Below are 20,728 nucleotides of genomic sequence, written 5' to 3' on the forward strand. Positions count from 1 at the left end.
CGTCAAAGCTCCATTCCTGTCGCGGTCGATCTGTGCTCGATGTGGGTGCGGGCTGTGGGACCGGTGGTTTCGTTGAGCGAGCCGCGGTCGCGTGTCGGCCCGGCTTGTGCCCGGCTGGCGGCCAGGGTCTTGGGCACGTCGGGCAGCGGCGCAGCGAACTCGGCTAGCTGTCGTTCGATAGCGTCAGCGATCAGAGTGGTCTCGCGCAGTTCCTTATTGTCCCGGTGCATGTCGTAGAGCGCACGGGTCATGCGGACCATCTGCTGCATGATGAGCGCCTGGGCCATCGGGGACGGCGCGCTGGTGGCCGCGAGCAGGAACGCGGTGGTCCCAGCCATCCGCAACGACACCGGCAGCGGGTCTTGGATGCGCACCCCGTTGCGGTGGGCCGAGCGGGCCAGCACGCGCGCCGTGCGTCCCAGCGGCCCGTTCTCCTCCTCAGTGACCTTCGACCAGGCAGCGAGCACCCCGGAGGCCTCCCGGGCCACGTGCGCCCAGCTCTGCTGGTCGTCCGAGGGGACTTTCGTGAGCTGCCTGCGGACCTTCTTGAGGTCTCCTGCAAGCCGTCGAGCTGTCTCTTCGTCGAGCACGGTCCCGCCCGGATCGGGATGGACAATGCGACGATGCCGCTTGGCCGCAATCCACTCCTCGGCCGCCTCCTGCGCCAGCATTGGCTCATCAGGCCAGCGGGTCCGCAAGGAGGGCAGAGTCAGATCTTTGGCGAGCTTGCCGCCACCGAACCACACCGGCCGCATTCCCTTCGGCGGCCGCTCGGCCACCGAGTACCCGGACACCACCGATTGCCCGCCGTCGGCGAAACGCGGGTGGACTAGCAACCCGGCCCGGCGCATCGCACGGACGAACTGGCTCTCGTCTCCGGCGGCGACCGCGCAGGCGCGCACGGTGCGTTCCAGGCGGAACCGCACGGGTTCCCGATCTGTCCCGTGCTGCTTTTCAGCAGGCTTGTAGCCACGTTCGGAGTGCTGCCCCAGTTGGATCAACCCGTACTGCTGCTCGAGCTTTCGTGCCGCCTTCTGTGCCAGATGAAAGTCGGCACCGTCGTGCCACTTCGTGCCATCGGCTCGCACCCGGGAGGCCACGATGTGGATGTGGTCATTGCCTGCAATCGACGTCCCGTGGTGCACCGCGACCCACTGGCACGGTGCCTTGTTCCCGGTGTCGGTGAAGTCCATGTCGTCCATAAACTGGGCCGCGATGTCAGCCCACTCCTGATCGGTGAGCTGACGCTCATCAGCTCGCAGTGACAGCGAGCAGTGCCAGACGTGCTGGGGCATCACAACGTCGAACAGGGACCTGTTGAGGTCCAGTTCCTGCGCAATGGATACGGCGTGATCTTCAGACAACTGGGCGTCGTCGAACCACGCCATGATCGTCGCTGACCCGGTGATCAGGTGCGGATCGGTGTGTTCGTTGCGCCTGCCCGGACCGAGCAGGTAGTTCATCAGCCCCACCGGCCGGTCTCCCTTGGTGATGTTCGGGATCACGGCTTGATCTCCTCCAACACGGTCAGAATCTCCTGACCGATTCGGCGGGCCTCGGCCACGGTCGCGGTCGTCTCGGCCGCCAGCTCCCCCGTCGCGTTGGCGTGGCGGGTGATCTGGTTGACGTTGTTGGCGATGGTGGCCACCAACCGACGAAGCTCCAGCAGCGTGGCCAGCTCCTGCTTCCGCAACATCAACGACGTGGGATCTCCGGTACCCAGGGCGGCGTCAACCAGGATCGCCGACGGCGACAACCCGGTCTGCTGCTCCAGCACCATCAGCTGGGCCCGTTCCTTCTCGGACATCGAAACCCGCACGTACTGGGTCGCACCCTCAATGTTGCGCCGGCGGGAGTGCCAAAGGTGACTTTTCGACTGCTCTTTTGCCACGTCCCTGTCTCCCTCCTCCGGCCCAGCGCAGCACCCCCATACCGTGGGCCCCACACAACCAGTGTGCCACCGCAAAGGCCCGTCGGCCAGCGGAATACGTATTTATGGCACATAAATACATAGCTTGCTCCGTCGAAACACCACGGGTGCGAAGCGCCGGCGGAGCGCCCGTGGACGGTGGAACGCCACGGTGTGCGTCCGTTAAGGTGTGGGCATGGCGAAGCTCACTGACCCCCAGCAGGCAGAGGAAGCCGCTCAGCGACTGCTCAACGACCGGATGGACTACGTCCGTCGGGCGATTGCTACTCGCGGCGCCCTCGACGAGGCACGCGAAGCCCTCAAGGAGGCCGAGAAAAATGACGTTCAGGCGTTCCAGGCCGCGGTGAACAGCGGCGGCTGGACCGTCGACGAGCTACGCAAGATTGGACTTTCCGCACCGGAGAAGGTGCAGAGAGTGCAGCGCCGGCGGAAGCCCACTCAGTCCGCCCCGGACGCGCAGGCCTCGTCCATTCAGAACGGTGGCAGCACCGAGTCGGAGCAGTGACGGCCAGTCGCTGGGTTCTCGCCACGTGCTATGGGGTGCTCCTGAATCTTTCCATCGTCCTGGTGGCTCGGGGCTCGAAGATCGGCTTGATCTCCGGCCTGTTCTTGGTAGTGTCCTTGCTCATCATCTGGCGCGAAGCACACCAGGTGCGCGCGAACCGCGACCTGGACAACCGTGACTGAGTTCCTGGCCCCTTGCCCACATGTGCACGGCAAAAGCTCCATCGCTCCGCGGCTTTTCCCGCACTCATGATGGACACGGGGACCCCATCCGACCACCCGCCCCCAACCGGCAGGTCACCTCACGCACGACCGTGGCTCTTCCGTAACCGCCGACTGTGGACGGCCTCCTGCACGGGTGGTCACCACACGAACAACGGTGCCGCGTTCCGCTGCGCAGGACAACTACCCGACATGCAAAAGCATGCCGACTTCCCTGAACTTGCGGCGCTGCTCGATCAGCAGTACGACCACCTCACGGTTATCACTGACTGCGTCGACGGCCTCTACTGCGCAGGCTCAACCCTCAATGAACTGGAGAACGACTACTACCGACTCTTGCCATACGCTGTTCGCACTCCGAACTGTTTCAGCTCTCGCCTGCAGTACGTCTTATGGTTTCTGCTAGATTCCGCAACCATGCTGCCGCTTCCCTCAAATGCTCCGGCGGCACACCTCCGGCCCTTCCATGGAAGACCCGATTGCGCAGTTCACGCATCATGTCTAGCTCCGCATACTGCTCTTGCGAGATCAGTTCCTCATCACCGAGCCGCCGGAACAGGACCGTCAACGGTGGCAGTCTTGCTCCGTCAGTTCGATAGAGGTCCTTCAGCACGGTTTCAAGCAGCACCCATGAGGCGACGAACTCGCCGAGAGCGAGTGTCTCTAGCGAGTTGCCTTTCGGGCCTGCAACAGAGGAGCGTCGAAGAGCCGAGGGGTGGCGAGACGCCGACATCGCCCGTGAGTACGCGTCGTACCGGGACTTGTTGCCGGAGAGCATGAGATCCGCCAGTTGCTCGGCAACCGGTCGGTGTTCGAAGTCCTGCTCCAACAGATCCAAGTAAGGCTCGATTGCGGACGCGGTTGCTGAGCTCTCGTCAGCGAGGAAGTTAAAGAGAACATCGACCCGACCCAAAGTCGCGTCAGTAAGGTCGATCCCCAGCGTCGCGAGGTGTGTACGAAGAAACTCAGCCAGCTCATAATGATCCCGAAATGGCGTTTTGGCAGCAGCTACTCTCTGATCCCCTGCCATCTGAAGTTGCTCAAGCGCAATCTCCCCGGCGAGAACGAGTCCGTTGAGCTGGTCGAGAAGCGCGTATTCGGATGGAGACAGCTCGCCCTCCAGCGGCTTGTACACCAGGTCATGCTCGACCTCAGACCACGCGTGCATGAGAACGGACGCTACCTGGATCTCAACGAGGGCGGACGCGTACCGCTCTTGTTCGGCGCTCAATCGCGATACGGGAATGTGGACGCGGAAATGCCGCGCACCGTAACCCGAGAACCGCTGCGGACGCTCGACAACGGGCACCGATGACTGCACGGTACTGTCGCCGGTGACAGGCCGCGGCGCGGTGGCCTTCAGATCGACCGGCTTAGCAGATGGAAAGCCCTTCTTGTGCCGCACGTCCAGTGTTGCTCGGATAATCTGCTCCGCTTCATCCATCTGTCCGGGAAAGTAGAGCGCTACCCGCACTCCGGCAAGGTCAGCGATGTCATCTCGAATCGCGGCAACCGAGGGATACTGAGCGTCAAGGTTTCGTCGGTGCAACTTTTCACGTAGCCGATCAACAGACTTGGCCCGACTTGTAACTATGGCGCGGAGACCCGAACTAGCTAGTTCGGCTTCCAGCAGGCCACGAGCCGTGCGTGCCGAGGCATCCCAGAAGTCAAACTGCCGCTCGTACTCGCCTACGAAGTCTTCGATGACCCCCACGCTTGCCTCCTCGGATTGCCCGCTACACCAAGAGTCTATGATTCAGCGCAGCGCGTTCCGATCCGCCGCCGGTGGCACGCCCAATGGCACGCCCGATGGCACGCCCGAGCAACCTCTACCACAGCACGGTCCGCCGCTAACCACCTTATGAAAAAGGCGTTTGCAGAGCCCCTGCCGGTCATAAGTGTGGGCGCCTGCCGTATTCCTGCGGGCCGCCCCAGGGGCAAGCCCGGTTATATGACACCTATCGGTGCGGCAGCCTAAGTAGTAGGGGAGTAGGGCATATGGCTTATTGAGTATTTGGCTCTACTGCACCTACCCCACCGCGCGCATAAGCTCAACGATCTGAAGTAGCAATATCGCTCCAGCGAACGAAATCATTACCAAGGTCACGCCGAACAAACCGATGAAGTATGGGACTCGCATGTATCGCCATAAGTCCGGGTGACTCCGCAACCACGCCCTCTTTAGCAACACGAGGACGTACAGTGCTATCAGCGCGAAAACTGTTCGCCATATGGGTCGCACGCTTTCTGCGACTGCCGCCATGTCCTCCGCTACAAGACCTCGGGCCACGTTCGTCAGCACCAAGACGACCGCGGCGATTAGGTAGGCGGTCACGAGGTTGATGGTGATGTTCTTCCAGAACTCTTCTTGTAGTGCCCACTTAGCTGGCCAGAAGTTAATCCACTTGGGCTTCTGCGTCTCGGTCGCCTCTGTGGCTTGGTTCCCCATGACGACTAGCCTATCCACCTAGCCTGACACTCAAGTAGCCAACCTCGTCTTTCAAACTGTTGAGCATCGCCATGGCGCGTCTGGCACTTCCGGTAGCCGCCCACGCGGCCTACTGCACGTTGAGGAGCTAGGACCTTTAGGGGATGGCTTCTACTCCGACTAGCCTCCAGTTCCTGCAGGTAGTGGGGGAGTAGGGTGTATGGCTTCTAGATGTGGTAGCTGCCCACTCCATCAACCCCGTCTCTAACAAGTGCTTTCTTGGTATTTTTCTGGTTCACCTTAGTATTGATGTATAGAATTATCATGGCTATTACGAAAATAAAGTAGCTGAACATAGCGCTCAGAAATACGGCTGTACTCACGATCATCAAGAATTCTTGAAAATCTAGGCTCGAGGACACATATATTTCGTAGGAGGCAACCGAAACAATGGGCAATACTACGAGAAAGCTAAGTAGGGCAATCTTTATGGGTTTGCCGTAGGGGCCATCCATCACACGTTTGATTTTTGCGCGGCGCATATTTGTCTTCTCGCGTCGTGCCTCGAGCTCATCGAGCAGTTCGTTTTCAAGAAACCGGTTCAGCCGTTTGGAGGCCTCGCTGGAGGAGTCCAGTTTTTCAACGGAACTCGCTGCCAGCTCGATTGTCTTCAGCATCCTGTCTTCGGCCCGGTTCGTCGAGTAGGAGGAGTAGAAGACCGCGAGTCGCTCCAGGGCAATGAACAACAGTACTAGCACCGCTGCCACGACTACCCAAACGCTGTTTGGTAGCAGGTTAAAGAGGGTCTCGGTCATGCTTTGTGCCGTCCGTTCAGTGGGGGTTGATGGCTGCTATCAGTATGTCGAATGCAAAGCACCGCCCCGTCTAGGGTGGATCCTATAATCGATCCCTACTGCAACGTAGTTCGCCGCTAACCGGCCATATGTAAAGCAATGGGTGTTTACTGGCCCGCCATTGGTCTCCGACTGACACACTTGTCGCTTCGTCGAATGTGGATGAGGGACTATCGCTTTCACTGTGAAAGGTCATCTCCATGATGAGGGGTTCCTCGTCGGCGCAGCGCTGAGCGGGCCGGACACCGTTGCGGTGTCCGGCCCGATTGCACCCGGGGGCCCGGTCAGGCCCTGGTGACCTTGATGGTCGCGTTGGGGCAGGCCGCGGCGATCCGGGTCAGTGCTGCCTTTTCCTTGCTGTCGACCTTCAGGCCCCAGCGGATCTTCACCGCGGCCCACTCCCCTACGTAGGCGCAGCGGTGCTTCGGCGGCATCCACTCTTCCGGGCCGCGGGCCTGCTTGGTGGAGTTCAGCTTGGAGCTCTGGGCGCTGAGCGTGCGGTGGTCCCCGAGGTCGTTGTAGAACGCCACCCGCTTGGTCTGGCTCCAGCCCCGCGCCCCGGAGCCCCAGGCCTCGTGCACCGGCACAGTGTGGTCGATCTGCACCGTGGTGGCCGAGGTGTGGGCGCGCCCGTCCCAGGTGGTGACCCACTTGCCGCCCTTGACGGTGCACCGCTTGGTGGTGGTGAAACTCGTCTTCACCTTGGACTCGTTCTGCAGCACCTCGGCCCGGGTGTTCTGGCAGTCCTTGTTGGTGTCTTTCCAGTCGCCGAACTGCTTGTCCCGGTTGTAGCCGGCGTTGTTCTCCGCCGCCACCGGCAGGGACTTCACCGCGGTGCGCAACGGGGCACTGTAGGTGGTCGCCGCCTGCGCCGGCGCCACCCCACCGGTGAAGAGCAGACCCGTCACCACGGTCGAGGCGGCCGCGGCACGCCACCCCGCACGAGTAGTACCCCCAATGGGCGAGGACGAGGTGGGGCGGGGACGCGAGAGCAGACCGAAGGGCACGAGGAGCCTCCAACATCAAAGGGATCAGGGCGCCTGTATCGGCGCCCCCTCATGTTGGCATCACGAATGCAAATAGTACCGATGTGACGCTGACTCGGCGTCTGCGCAGGTGAGAAGGGCGCTGCTTGCCCAGAGCAGGCGGCTTCTGGTCGCCGCCGACACCTGCGGATCCGCCACGACACAGGCATGCAGGCGCCGGCTGTACCCCCTGCGCAGGACAACCCTCGAGCAACCGCTGCAGCAGACAGGAACGTGGCGCCGGTCAGGTCAGGGGAAGCAGACGACCATCCGGCCCCTCGCGCAGGTACCCCAGGTCGGCTGGGGACTGCTGCATCAGCAGATGTCATCAGAGCTGGCTTGATGGCCGCTATTCGGGCCATATGTAAAGCGGATGGATGCTGAGGCGGAATTAGATATTACTTAATAGCGAAGCAGCCATGAACTTGGCAGCACTTGCGGTCTTCAACTACCGATCCACCGACCCGGACACTGGTATATCGCCCACACCACGACAGAACACTTCCAGAATTGGTTGTCACCAGTACCATGGCCACCATGGCCACCGAAGCAGAGTCCTTCCAAGAATCCGATCTGATCCTCGCCACGCTTCCAACGCCTATTGCAGACGAACTCATCGCAACCGGACACGCTCGGCCCGTCCCCAGGGTACGGGCCGGCGATGCCCTGGACGCTGACTTGCTTGTCACCATCTCGCAGATGGCAGCGACAGTCATTACGCTCATACAGGCTCCCGGCACCATAAACCATCTCGTGGAATTGCTGCGAATGGCACGCGGACCCAAACCGGAAGTGACTGGACGCATCGTAGTGAAGGCCAAGGGGGCGCACGGCCGAATCGAACTCAATTTGGATTCAGACACCCCGACGGAGGAGATCGCTCGGGTTTTACGCCTCCTAGCGTAAATGTTAGATCAGAATAACGACTTTCGCGCCCTGAGCGCCGCCGTCGAACAGATCGTCTACAAGGGGCCACCCCGGCAAGCAATTGCCGAGCTGACGCGCATGCGTCCGCAATTATCGGCGACTGAGGCAGCACTGGTCGACTTGTCGATCGCCCAGTTGCTCTTCACTCTTGGAGAATCCACCGAGGCTGCGCAAGCGGCCAAACGCGCAGAGGATGTAGCAGAAACACTCGACACGACGTCTGAGCTGGCGATACGTCTGCAAGCGGCGTTACTCGTAGTTCGCGGAGTGATGTGCGCGATGACAGATCCCCAAGCCGCGATCGATATGTGTATCCGGGCGCGCACCCTTTACAAGGCTCTCGAGGACCCCTGGAAAATGGGAGGCGTCGAGTGCAATCTATCTATTGCCCTCGCCTATCAGGGAAGGGCCTCCGAAGCGCTGGATCAACTGGAGGCTGCGGAGCTTCACTCGAACTCGGCTGCACCGACCCCTGCGCTTCTTGCGTCACGACTCCGAGCCATTCAAGTGAATCGTGCTGCACTGCTTTCAATGTTGCAGCAAGATAAAGACTATCTGTCAGCAAGCATCTCAGCACGTTCAGCAGCGGTTGATGCTGGCGACCATCCAAATATTGGCCGCATCGATCTCAACCTTGCGGCTTACTACCACTCTCGGCAGCAGTTCGGCTCTGCACTTCGGGCGGCAAACAGCTCAACCCAGGCCTATCTTAAGTCTGGCCTTATGATGGACGCCATTGCTGCCAAAATACAGGCAACAAGGGCACTGATATCCCTTGGGCGATTCGATGGAATCGAGGAGTTCCTTACTGGACTAATCAGCAAGTTTGAACATGAGGCCGGCGCGAGACCCCTCTGGTGGGAATCAGCCCACGATGCCTTCGCCGAGTTTCATCGGGCACTGAATCCTGAAGTTAGCGCAAATATGCGAACAGATCTGTCACCCCTGATACGTCGCACTCCAGCTGGTAGTGCAATGGCACATATCCAGACAATCCTCGATGACGTCCTCGAGGCAATTGCACGTGGGGATTCCACATCTTCTACGCCCGATCTCACCAAGCAGACAGATCGCCTGCGCGGGTATGGAATCTGGTGGGCGCCAGCAATCGCCGACATTCTGGAGCGGATGATCGTCGCGATACATGCAGGAAACGACCTCCCTCCCCTGTCAGATGAGCATCACAGTGTCCTTCGACTGATAGGGAATAACCCTGATACCCTCCAAGACCTCGTACGCTCGGTACAACTTGTTCAGTCCTATGATGCGCGTAAACATCTAAAAATTCTTCTAGGCGAGATTGCAGATCACCAGATCATTCTTGCCAAGCAGGAATCGGAGTACGACCGCAGCAGTCTTCACGATCGGGCGATACAGTCCCTGAACCATGCGCTGCAGATCAGTTTGACCCTCGAAGAGCGAGAGACCACGTTTGAAGTACTCGAGGCCGGACGTCGCGACCTGTCAGAATGGTCCGGCGGCTTCGAGGCGCTCTCGGCGCTTCCATTCGGCGAGCTCGTCACGGCCAGTGGCCAGGACGGACCCACCTGGGAAAGCGCACCAGCCGACGCCTTGCGGACTCCGGACTTCATGTCGGTTAAGGGACGAAGCGCTCTCTCAGGCGTGCGGCCGAGGAGAAAGCCTGGTGGAGAGGCCGACTTCATTCGAAGAAAGCTTGGGGGTCACGAAGCCACTTGGTTAAGCATGCGTATTGTGGATCGACATGTTGTGTGGGCATGGCTGACCGAAGACCGAATTGAGACTGGATCACGGCGTGTTGATGCCTCATTTATGGCGGCGTGGCGCTCCCACAGCCTTGCACTTCCACTCGTCATGCGGGAGCACCTCCAGATCGCCGGCCCTGACGCGCCACTATGGGCAGTCGAGATTGTTGCCACCGCAATCGCGGCAGCTGGCCCACTTATTGCTCAGCCAGAGCTCGTATCGGAATGCTTGGACGCGTTGCCAGGCTATATCGCGAAGCGTACCGCTGAAGCCATCAGCCAATACGCCAATCCTCTGCACATTTACAAGGATATCGCGGACACGGTCATCCCAGATCCTGTACGCCACTGGTTGGACCACGGCACCGAAGGAAATCGACTTCTAGTTTCCGTCCCTGCAGAACTTGCGACGCTTCCGTTCCCCATATTGGAAATCGGAGATGGAAATTGGCTTGGAGAAAGTGCCGTCGTTGCTTTTACGCCTCCCAGTAACCTTGCAACTCAAATTGCGAGCCGCGTGCGACGGGAGACACCACTCCACGGCGTCGTAACCATCTCCAACCCGACGGACGATCTAAAGAGTGCTGGAGTAGCTACCTACGACCCACAAGGGTTAACTGGTTGGAGCCTTGCCCCGAACATCGAGCATGTCGCAAGTCATGCCAATGTTTTTCGACGGTTTCGAGAACTAGGCGAATACGGCGACTACGGGCTTTCGTACGTAGGGCATATACGGGCTGGCTCAAAGTCAAAGCCTGGTCTCTCAGCGCTGGTTCTATCGGCCTCCACCCCCGAGGGAAATCCGACGTTCGTTGATTCGAGAAGTTTGATTGGAAATCAATTTGTCGCCCCACGTGACGTTTATCTTGGCGGGTGCGAAAGCACAGGATTCGGGACAGGCTTGGAATGGGCAAGCATCGCTGGCGCATTCCTAGCCTCTGGCTCTGATCTTGTATTGGCACACGCCTGGCCGATTCTCGACAGTCGACATGCGGCACGAGTGGACAAGAACCTTACCGAGATGCTCGTCTCAAAACAGGTTGGGTTTCACGAAATTCTTGACCTACAACGTCACTGGATTCACGAATGGAAGCGTAGCCCCGAGACGGCAGTGCCAGCACATCATTGGGCAGGCTTGAATTTTGTTGGTCGCCTCCGCTGAATCTCTTGAAAAAAGGTCAACGACTCGCTCGATTTTAGATTAACGATCCGGCCTCAACAGCCCTCTTCCGCGAGCGTCACGCTCACTAAGCAGGCACTTCACTTATACCGAGGTCCCCGGTCGTAATGGTTGGCCTTGCAGGGTTAATTGAGGCTGGTCTTGGAACGGGTGTTTCCGATGCAACAGGCGGAGCATCTGTGTGAACCGCAGAGATAAGTGGCTGGCTTTTTTACACAGCTATCTGACCGCTCACGCTCAGTCGTGCCCGCAAGAGGACGCAAGACACGGAAGGCCGTCCATCGATTTCGAAGCGCATGCGACCATTCCTGCAACCCAAGAGTCCTTGTCACATTTATCGCGCTGGTCGTCGTCTGTGTGACATAGAATAGATGACGAGTTATGTGACAGGTTGACTGCTCCCTGCATGCCGCTGACCTTCTGTCACGTAAACGATCGAATTAGTGACAATGGAGGTGCATGATGCTGGTCGGGTATATGCGGGTGTCTAAGGCCGATGGATCTCAGGCTACGGACCTGCAGCGCGATGCCCTGGTCGCCGCCGGGGTGGAGGCCGGTGGTCTGTATGAGGACAAGGCCTCCGGCAAGACCGATGACCGTCCTCAGTTGGCGGCCTGCCTAAAGGCGCTCCGCTCCGGGGACACCTTGCTGGTGTGGAAGCTGGACCGGCTCGGCAGGGACCTGCGTCACCTGGTCAATGTCGTCCACGACCTAACCGAGCGGGGTGTGGGGCTGAAAGTCCTTACCGGCCAGGGCGCGGCCATCGACACCACCACCGCCTCGGGCAAGCTAGTGTTCGGGATCTTTGCCGCTCTGGCCGAGTTCGAACGCGAGCTGATCTCCGAACGCACCAAGGCCGGCCTGGCTTCCGCCCGGGCCCGGGGCCGCAACGGCGGCCGCCCCCACAAGATGACCCCGGCCAAGGTGCGCCTGGCGATGGCCTCGATGGGGACGAAGGACACGAACATCAGCGCGTTGTGCAACGAACTGGGCATCACCCGGCAGACGCTCTACCGTCACGTCTCACCCACTGGCCAGCTCCGCGAGGCTGGGCAGAAGGTGCTGGAGCAGCGCCGATGAGAATCGCGGGGAGCTAATCAGGTCGGCAATGATGAAGCGTATGAGTGCACTCGACCAGTACCGACGCCAGATGTCGACGCGCGAGCTAGAGAGAAGCATCCTCTGATGGTCAGGAAATTTCTTCGCGGGCTCGCGGACGCGATTACGAGCTCCGACAGTGAGAGCGACAATGGTCGACCCAATAACGACGCCAACCCCTACACCGTCAGGTCCGGAACCTATTGGCACTGGCGGTGTGAGTGCGGCGGCCACTCCAGAGGGGGGGATTGGTTCAAGGCAGATGCAGATTACAACGCGCAGCGGCATCAGTGGAGTAAGGGCGTTGGTCATCCAATGCCCGAGGTGTACTCGACCGATTCAGTCTGACTGTCACGCTAATCAGCTGGCAATGCCCACCATGGGTCCCACGCTTACCGCTGGGAGTTGCAAGAGCGAAGGCCATGGTTCAGTGCGTTGAACTGCCGTTACGGTGCCGCGTAGCAAGGCGCCGATGCTGTCCAATGTGCAGCGCAAGTGCGGCCCAGGAGTCCAAAGACTGTTACACGAGGGTCCAAAGGCTCGCTAGCCTATCGATTAAGTTCTCCTGACGTTCCTCCAGAATCTCCGGGGTCCACTTAGATGTTCCATTGACCTGGATCGTTAAGGTGAATGGCGCGGAACCGTTCGGCCCAGAAAAGTATCTAGATTTTTTGTAGTCGAACTCCCGGTTGGACGCCTCGGCATTTTTCCGTCGATTCAGCAACACCAAATTTGCCAATCGATGCGTCCATTCCAGACGTTCCTCGTCACTGAATGTACGTCTCCACTCGGAATCCTCCTGCGGTTTTTGCGGCAGCACATGTTCAACTGTGATAATCGGGTGTTCGTATATCACGCCCGAATTTCCTGTTAATGTCTCATCCAGACGAAGGAGAACGTATTTAACCACCCTCCTCGCCTCGTAAATTGGTCCAGACAGACTAGTCAATGTTTCACGACACTCGAAGGGCTCTAGATCCAAGCTCGGAGCATTCAACCCAAGCCCTGCATCCAAGTCCTTCAAAAGGTTCGCATAGCGCTGGGCACGGGGCGTTTGGTACTCACGCCGAATGAGCATACTCGCCGCCACCCGCTCCAGTTTTTGTAGAAACGTGTCCAACCACTGCTCATCGTTTCCGTGGTTCTTGAGGGCCCAGAGGACCGGTGGAACCCAGTCCTGATTGTCCAACTGACTGAGCCGAACCAGCCATTTGTTGATTCGATCAGCCGATCCCGAGGACTGATAGCTTTTGTCGATCACCGTGCCGTATGCGTCGGCATACGGCAAAAGGACGTCATCAATGAACGATGCAGCCGTACTCTTTTTCAGGTAAGGGTCCAGTACTTGCTCTCGAAATTCTTTGAGGATCTCTTGCCGAAGGCGAACTTTAGTGACGATCATCCTGACGTGTTGGAACAGATCGGCGAAGCCGTCTCGACCGAGTTCGACCTCCGCCGCCTCCCATTTTTCTGCGTAGGCGCCACGTGCGTGATCGGGGACCCGCCCTATGAGTTCAGCCTTAAAGATGTCCGCGGCTGACAGATCAAGGCCTCGAGCGTTCATGACGCTGAAGATTCGGTGTGCGCTGTCTAAATCCTCCGTCGACACCATCACCAGAAATGTCCGCAGTGTGAGCATCATGATGAGCGCCATGCGCTGTTCCTCGCTCAGCTTCCTCAATTGGTCATGGAGGAATTTCGCGTTGTCACGAATCGCCAACTGGGCGTCGGTCTTGAGTTGAACGTCGGCTAAGCCGAAGAGCTCTTGGAGCTTCCCTTGATCCTGTACGTACCGAGTGAAGAACTCGCGATCACGGGCGCGAAGATGAAGACGTGGATTACTGGCGATGCCAGACGTGATCCTTCCCGGTTCCACGATGTACTCGTGCATCTCCGACCGGACTTGAGGGTTCTCGCTGAGCTCTCTCAGGACGGCCAACAGTATCGACAGCGTTGTTAGGCGCTGCTGTCCATCGATGACGTCTGCCTTTGGGCTGCCCTCCTCCTTGACCAGAACAAGTGATCCCAGGAAATATGGCTCGTCCGGGTTCCGCTGCTGAGCTTCCAGAATGTCGGACAACAGTTGACTGGTCTGCTCGCCGCCCCATGCGTAAGGTCGCTGGTAATCAGGGATGGAGAATTCGAAGTGTGGGCTGAAAATTTGGTTTAGAGGTTGTTCCGCAGCATGGATCTTACTTTTGACAGTTTTTTCAACCATGACTTTTACTCAGCGATCTCTAGGGCGGGCAAGTTTGCGACGATGTTATTGATTTCCATCGACACGGTGACGATGCGCTTAACGAGGTTGATGATGTAACGCGGGTCGCCGACCTCGCGGCTGTAGTCATTGGGGTCGTTGGTAATCCGAGAGTCCTTGTGGATGGTGATCTGGTAGCGGTCTAGAATCCACTCCAGCGCCGACTTCCCGTTCACCTGATAGTCGAATGCTTCCTCGGGGATTCCGACCAGTGTGATGTGCCCGTTGTAGTGGATGCGCGAGCGGTCTTTGCGAGATCTGAAAGACATCTTGGTCACTCGGTAAAATTCGTACAGCGCTTCCGGGGCAGCATCGACGGGAGCCGACGACGACAGCACTTCTTCGAGCGGGTACGGTTCCACCGTCTCGTAGTTCAGCTGCAAATCAGCCAACTTGCGGCCCGCCATACTGAAACCCCAGAAATCCTTCACCTTCGGGATGCGGGGAAGCATCTTCTTCAGGTCTGCCCCGTAGCGGTCCTTGTACTCAGGACTGTGAAGGAGACCGACGACGTAGTGAAAAATGTCCTCCTTGCTAATGCCGACGTCCTCATAGAAGCCGCGGTACGTATTGAGCGTGGCATCGGTGATGTTGTCCCGGCGGCGGTAGCCATTGACGACGACCTCACCCGGGCTTGCGACGGCGAGTTCGCCTTCAGGGACGGGTTCGTAGGTGTAGAGACCGAAGATCTGAGCAGCGCTTACGGCACATACGCCGAGGTCAGGTAGAAGATCAGTCACCTGAGCGGAGAAGGCACGAGCCAGAGACCCAGGGGCTGGAAGGTAGATGACCCGATTCGGGTGATTAGAGCTAGGGAAAAACTTCGGTAATTGATAAATCATGTCATTCAAGCCCCGGCTGAAGTAGGCGGTTTGCCGAATGAAGGGGCGATACATCGAGGGAACCACGGCATCTTGATCGAATTCGTGTTTGCGTCCTTTCCGAAGATCAGCAAGGAGTCCCCGGTTCCAGCTGATCTTGGTGGGGTCGTTGTCTGGTTCAGTTGCTCCTGCTGACCGCTCGCTTTCGTAGTTCGCGATCATGCGATGCATATTCGTCTCGACTGCGTCGCGAGAGAAGTTGTAGCACCACGCATCCCGGCTGGTTGACAGCCCACGGGAGTAGTTTTCGAACATGCCCGCCGTCGTCGGCCCGCCCTTGGTTGCTTTTTCGCCGATCGGCTGGAATTCGTCGTAGCTTTCGTCGCGGTGGTTGATCCAATCGCCGTGGTTGTTCGGCGTGAGCGTCTCCCAGTCGGTGCCCTCGAGGGACTGCTCGCTGTCGAGGATGTCGAGTTTTTGCTCCCGTGTGAGGTAGTCGCCGATGTCCTTGTACTGCAGGTCGGCCGGGCCTGTGTGGGTGGAGCTCTTGACGAGGATCGCGATGGCGATAGGCGTTCTTGCGCCACTGCCGAAAATCTTTCCGCCCTCCCTGCGGGAGACCTCGCCTGAGGTGCGCTGGTTGCCGCGCAGGTTGTATATAAACATCCGGCTGAACTCGTTGGCGAAGGTCTTGCGGATGCCGTCCGCTGTGTTGCCGTCGATGAAACTGCCGTTGGAGACGAAGGCGATGACGCCGTCGCCCTTGATTCGGTTGGATGCCCAGCGGATGCCGCGGATGTAGGAGTCGTAAAGGTTGTTCTTGTTGGTGGCGGTGGATCGGTTCGCGTAGGTGGCAGCGATGGAGGCGTCCAGTGCCGGGTATTTCTGGTTCTGGTTGTTATCGTTCGCGCTGGTCTGGCCACCGGAGTAGGGCGGATTCATGACGATGACGCGGAGGTCCTGGTTTTTCTGCCGCCTCACGCGCTCCGAGTTCTCGGGGAAGAAGCCCCCCGATTCGAAGGCGCCGTCGGACTCGTTCAGCTGGAACGTGTCCGTGAGGGCAATGCCGTCAAACGGAACATAGCCATGGTCGAGCCCATGTCGGGTCGACTCCTCTGCAAAGACTGTTTCGATGTTGATGGCTGCTATGTAGTAGCTGAGAAGCACGATTTCATTGGCGAAGAGTTCCCGCGTGTACTTGCGATGTAGGTCCTCGGGTTTGATCAACCCGGTCTGAAGCAATCTAGTTACGAAGGTTCCGGTGCCTACAAAAGGTTCAAGGATGGAAACTCCCTCGTCGGAGAGGGACTTGCCGAACTCTAGTCGCAGGGCGGCATCCGCTGAGCGCAGGATGTAGTCGACAACGGGGACGGGCGTGAAAACGATGCCGAGTCGATCAGCAACCCGCGGGAAGGCATTGCGGAAGAAGTTGTCGTACAGCTCTAGGATGATTTTTTGCTTGGCCGCGGCGTTATCGATGGACTTCACCCTGGCGCGGACGGAGTCGTAGAACTTCTCCAGCCCAGCACGTTCCTTCTCAAACGCGGAGTTCTCATCGAGCTGGTTCAGGATGTTCTGCATGGCCAGAGACACCGGGTTGTGTTCGGTGAAGTTGGAGTTCTTGAACATGGCATCGAAGACGGGCTTGGTGACCAAGTGTTGGGCGAGCATCTCGACGGCCTGTGTCTGGTCAATGTCCGGGTTTAGGTTCTCCTGCAGGCCTTTGATGAAGTCATCGAAGGCCTGGCGGTGTTCCTGGTTTGCTCCAGCGAGGAGGTTGTTGATGAGGGCGATGTGCTTGTTGGCGATGTCTGCGATGTCCTTGGACCAGTCTTCCCAGTACATGCGGTTGCCGCACTTGTCGACGATTTTTGCGTAGACGGCGTCCTTCCACTCATCAACCGGAAACAGCAGCTCGGACTGCTCATAAACGGATTGGTTCCCTCCGTCATCGTCGCCGCCTGCGCCGCCGGAGGAGTCTCCACTTCCGGAGTTCGCTCCGACGTTGGTTTTGGCTTTCTTTTTCGGTGCGAGGTCAACGGTGTCCACGAGGATTGATTCGGGGGCCTTGGCGTTCAGTTCGATCTGGTTGATGGCAGCGTCCATCCGCTCATCGTGGGCGCGCAAAGCCTGCAATACCTGCCAGACGACCTTGTATCGATCGTTATCACGCAGGGCTTCGGAGGTGGACATGCCATCGGGAATGGCGATCGGCAGGACGATGTAGCCGAACTGCTTGCCTTCGGCGATCCGCATGACCCGGCCCACGGCCTGGATAACGTCGACCATGGAGTTCCGAGGATTGAGGAATAGGACGGCGTCCAGGGATGGGACGTCGACGCCTTCGGTGAGGCAGCGGGCGTTGGTGAGGATCCGGCACTTCGGGTGCTCCGTGTCGACGTCTTCCTTGAGCCAGTCCAGGCGCTCCGCGCGGGTGATGGCGTTAAAGCCGCCATCGACGTGCTTCACTTCGACGCTGAGGTCATCGGTGACATCGTCGTTGTCGAGGTTAGTCAGGTGCACGCGGACGAGGTCCTCGAACTCGGACTCAACAAGCTTTGAGGACTTGATGTCCCGGTTGAACGCCACTGCGCGGCGCATGGGCGCGGTGTCGTTGCCGAAGGATGCCTCGCGCAGTCCGGAGCGGCGTTTGGCGAGTCCGTTCCAGCAGCCGATAAGTTTCGCGACGTCGTCGATCTGCAACTCCATGTTGGAGTCTGCCAGCTGGTCTTGGAAGCTCGTCACGACCTGGCTCTGCTCCACACCCAGGACGAGGACTTTGTAGTCGGTCAGGAGCTTCTTCGTGACCGCTTCGCCAAAGCCGATGCGGTAGAACACCGGCCCGTACATGGACTCGTCGTCCATGGAACACAGGATCGCGTCGCGCTCCATCGCCTTGTTTTTCGTGTCGTCGTTGAAGAGGCGCGGTGTTGCCGTCATGTACAGGCGCTTCGCGCCGGCCACGACGTCATTGCGGTGGACCTTCACGAAGTGCGATTCCGCCGTGCCGGCCAGGGTCGCCCCGGTCGTGCGGTGTGCCTCGTCGCAAATGATGAGGTCGAAGTCCGGCAGGCCTGCCTTCTGCGCCTGGGATACCGCGTCGATGGACTGGTAGGTGGAGAACACCACCGTCATTCCCTCGTCCAGCTCACGGGAGCCCATCGCCTCGAGCAACGTGGTGCCGTCCGTGGTCGCAGGGATCTGCAGGTCGTGCAGGGCAACGTCGGTGAAGTCGGAGTTTTTCTGCCGGCCCACCTTCGTGTCCGAGCACACGGCGTAGGCGTGCATGACCTGCGTCGTCTCATCCGACCATTCCTTCAGCGACTGCGACATCAACGCCAGGGAAGGAACGAGGAACAGGATCCGGGCGTGGCCTTCCTGCTCAGCGAAACGCTCGGCGATCTTCAACGCGGTGAACGTCTTGCCGGTACCGCAGGCCATGATGAGCTTGCCGCGGTGATTGGCCTCAAAGCCATTCATCGCGGCGTTTACAGCCTCGTGCTGGTGCGTACGGAGCTGCTTCTTCTCGTGCAGCCGCGGCGCCGTGGCCGGGTCGGTGAGCTCGTACGTCGCCCAGTCGATGTTGGAGTTCCGGAAGTCGGTCAGGCCGATGCGCTGCACCGGGATGTGCTGGTCCTTCAGCATCTCCTCAGCATTCGGAGACCATTCCCTGCCCGTCGTGTCGACGATGAGGCGGTGTGTGAAGGGGGGCTTGCCGGAGGCGGAGATGAAAGAGTCGATGTCCGACTTCTGAATCCGATGGCCCTCAGCGTAGAACTTGCACTGAATGGCAGTAAACCCGCCATCCTGGCGCTCTGCCACCAGATCGATACCGTTATCCTTTTTCTCGGCGCGGTCCGGCCAGTCGCGCCACAGCCACACGCTCCTGTACTGAGGCGCCTGGACGCCGTCCTTTTCCAAGTACCGGCCGACGAGTTGCTCGAAGTAGTTGCCCTTCATCCGTTCCGAATCCGCAAGCTCACGGTACGAATCGAGCAGTACATCGAACGTCGTTGTCACAAAGACCCCTAAAGACAGAAGAACAGCAGAAAGCCGGCTCAAGGCCGCAGCTCCGATCATAAGGTCCGACGAAGGCTCAGCCTCATCGGCAGGCGTGAGGAGCTGGCGTCGCGAAACAAGGGAGTAGTCCCCGCACACCCACCGTCCTGGTGTCGGCCCGAAAAGCACTCCAGCCCAGGCCGGTAGCAGGTCACCAGAACCGCGATACTAACTCCCCGGACCGCCGGCACCAACTGGCCCTACCTGCCACTGCGCAAGCGCATGAGCTTCCTCCAACTACTGTCGGACCCCTGCATGTCAAGCTTAGTTAAACCAGTGGTGGGACTTATTCCGGTGACATCTATGCGGTCGTGCCCGTTACCCCAGAAGGCACCCCAGGAATGACCGGCATTTTCCGCTAGGGTAAGCCAGTGTCCGAAAGCGCTCACCACAAATGGCTCCACCCCGATATTCCTAAAAAGCATGCAGGGAAGTAGGTCGGTGCCGACGTTCCGGACCGTGGGCGCATTTCGACGAAGGCAACGACGACATCAAGGGAAAGGTGCTGTGATGGCCCAGAGCGTGCAGATCATTTTGGAAGACGACCTCGAGGGTGGTCCTGCTGAGGAGACCGTCCAGTTCGGCTTGGACGGCCGGCAGTACGAGATCGACCTGTCCACCGCGAATGCGGAGAAGCTGCGGGAGGCCCTGCGCCCCTACGCCGCCGCTGGGCGGCGAGCCCAGGGCAGGTCCTCCCGGACCACCGGGCCCCGCTCCTCTTCTGGTGGTAACCCGGAGACGGCGAAGATCCGGGCCTGGGCGAAGGACAACGGTTACGAGGTCTCCGACCGCGGCCGCATCCACCAGTCCGTCAAGGACGCCTACTACGCCGCCCAGTAGTCCCCCACTCCCCCACTGGACAGCACTCGGCCTTCCGAGGGCTCCGTGACGGCGGGCCCAGTGCTAGCCGGTCACCGCCGCGACATGGCGTGGGAGTGTCTCGGGCAGGGCTCGAGCACGTGGGCCGTCACCGCGGTTCCTCCGCACGGTGAGCAGCCGGTGGCGGGCTGATAGTCCTGATCCGATACAGAGCCGCCCGCTGGACTGCTTGGCACCCTCCCATCAAAACACCCCATTTACTCCGTTCATTGAATGGGGTAAATGGGGTGTAAGGCTACTCGGCTAGTACTTGGGAGGCCGACCCCGGGTCACGGTGCCGGCACCACCGAAGGGCCGCCCATCGTTGACCTCGTCGCGGTACTGGTGGATCCGGTCGGTGATGATGCTGGCGACGAAGTCGCTGAGGGTCTGCCCGCGCTGGGCGACGTGGTTGTAGGCCGAGCGCAGTTCGGCGAGGTCGTCGATGTCCATCTGGACCTGGAGGCGACGGCGGGTGTCCGTGGCGTTGCCCTTCTTCTCGCCCTTCTGCTGCTCGGCCACAGGCGCCGGCACCGCTTCCTGTGGGGCGGCGGGGAACGCTGCCTCCGGCGCCGGGGCGGGGGCGGGGGCGGTGGTGTCGGTGATGGAGGGGGCGACGGCGTCTTGGCCGGTGAGGAAGGTAGATTTCCGGCGGCGTCCTGCGGTGCTCATGGTCGGGGTCGTTCCTTTCGTGCCGGCCAGGCTCAGCGGCTGGTGATCTTGGCCAGGTGGCGGGTGTAGAGCTCGGCCATGGACTGGCCGCCCTTGATGCGGTCCAGGGCATCGCCGGTCTCGATGGCGTCGCGGATCACCGCGCGCTTGGGGATGGGCGGGTCCAGCA

Annotated in this window: 13 protein-coding genes; 4 read left to right on the forward strand and 9 right to left on the reverse strand. The window is 59.7% G+C overall.

Annotated features, from left to right (window positions below; all coding sequences use genetic code 11):
* Positions 1-2: 2 nt before the first annotated feature.
* Both RF644_RS18135 and mobC read right to left on the reverse strand, forming a co-directional pair.
* On the reverse strand, positions 3-1,505 hold the full coding sequence (locus tag RF644_RS18135) for a relaxase/mobilization nuclease domain-containing protein (protein WP_368797578.1): 1,503 nt from the start codon (positions 1,503-1,505) through the stop codon (positions 3-5).
* On the reverse strand, positions 1,502-1,891 hold the full coding sequence (gene mobC, locus RF644_RS18140) for a plasmid mobilization relaxosome protein MobC (RefSeq protein ID WP_368797579.1): 390 nt from the start codon (positions 1,889-1,891) through the stop codon (positions 1,502-1,504). Before mobC ends, RF644_RS18135 begins: the two co-directional genes overlap by 4 nt.
* Before the next feature lie 214 nt (positions 1,892-2,105).
* On the opposite strand from mobC, the gene RF644_RS18145 reads away from it, so the two are divergent.
* Positions 2,106-2,435: a hypothetical protein gene (locus tag RF644_RS18145; protein ID WP_368797580.1), complete on the forward strand. Its 330-nt coding sequence runs from the start codon at positions 2,106-2,108 to the stop codon at positions 2,433-2,435.
* A 588-nt stretch (positions 2,436-3,023) separates the two neighbouring features.
* Here RF644_RS18145 and RF644_RS18150 read toward each other — a convergent pair.
* The 4 genes from RF644_RS18150 to RF644_RS18165 form a co-directional block, all read right to left on the reverse strand.
* Entirely contained in the window at positions 3,024-4,370 is a 1,347-nt protein-coding gene (locus tag RF644_RS18150; protein ID WP_368797581.1) for a GTP pyrophosphokinase family protein, read from the reverse strand.
* A 315-nt stretch (positions 4,371-4,685) separates the two neighbouring features.
* Positions 4,686-5,105, reverse strand: coding sequence for a hypothetical protein (locus tag RF644_RS18155; protein WP_368797582.1), 420 nt, complete (start codon positions 5,103-5,105; stop codon positions 4,686-4,688).
* A gap of 206 nt (positions 5,106-5,311) precedes the next feature.
* Entirely contained in the window at positions 5,312-5,899 is a 588-nt protein-coding gene (locus RF644_RS18160) for a hypothetical protein (protein WP_368797583.1), read from the reverse strand.
* A gap of 323 nt (positions 5,900-6,222) precedes the next feature.
* Positions 6,223-6,945 carry an HNH endonuclease family protein gene (locus RF644_RS18165; protein WP_368797584.1) on the reverse strand — a complete coding sequence of 241 codons (723 nt, stop codon included), beginning with the start codon at positions 6,943-6,945 and terminating at the stop codon, positions 6,223-6,225.
* Between the two features lie 924 nt (positions 6,946-7,869).
* Between RF644_RS18165 and RF644_RS18170 the strand changes: the two genes are divergently transcribed.
* Positions 7,870-10,776, forward strand: a complete 2,907-nt coding sequence (locus RF644_RS18170) for a CHAT domain-containing protein (RefSeq protein WP_368797585.1) — start codon at positions 7,870-7,872, stop codon at positions 10,774-10,776.
* Between the two features lie 480 nt (positions 10,777-11,256).
* On the forward strand, positions 11,257-11,874 hold the full coding sequence (locus tag RF644_RS18175) for a recombinase family protein (RefSeq protein WP_368797591.1): 618 nt from the start codon (positions 11,257-11,259) through the stop codon (positions 11,872-11,874).
* A 538-nt stretch (positions 11,875-12,412) separates the two neighbouring features.
* Here the strand turns inward: RF644_RS18175 and RF644_RS18180 are convergent.
* Positions 12,413-14,110 carry a DUF262 domain-containing protein gene (locus RF644_RS18180; protein WP_368797586.1) on the reverse strand — a complete coding sequence of 566 codons (1,698 nt, stop codon included), beginning with the start codon at positions 14,108-14,110 and terminating at the stop codon, positions 12,413-12,415.
* 5 nt (positions 14,111-14,115) lie between these two features.
* Positions 14,116-18,990 (reverse strand): DEAD/DEAH box helicase, encoded by a 4,875-nt coding sequence (locus RF644_RS18185; protein WP_368797587.1) that lies wholly within the window; start codon positions 18,988-18,990, stop codon positions 14,116-14,118.
* Between the two features lie 549 nt (positions 18,991-19,539).
* Here RF644_RS18185 and RF644_RS18190 point away from each other — a divergent pair.
* Entirely contained in the window at positions 19,540-19,869 is a 330-nt protein-coding gene (locus tag RF644_RS18190; protein WP_368797588.1) for an Lsr2 family protein, read from the forward strand.
* 282 nt (positions 19,870-20,151) lie between these two features.
* Here the strand turns inward: RF644_RS18190 and RF644_RS18195 are convergent, their stop codons facing one another.
* A complete protein-coding gene (locus RF644_RS18195) occupies positions 20,152-20,559 on the reverse strand; it encodes a hypothetical protein (protein WP_368797589.1) in 408 nt (135 codons plus the stop codon).
* Positions 20,560-20,728 lie beyond the last annotated feature (169 nt).

The sequence above is a fragment of the Kocuria sp. CPCC 205258 genome (assembly GCF_040981005.1).
GTDB classification, from domain to species: domain Bacteria; phylum Actinomycetota; class Actinomycetes; order Actinomycetales; family Micrococcaceae; genus Kocuria; species Kocuria rosea.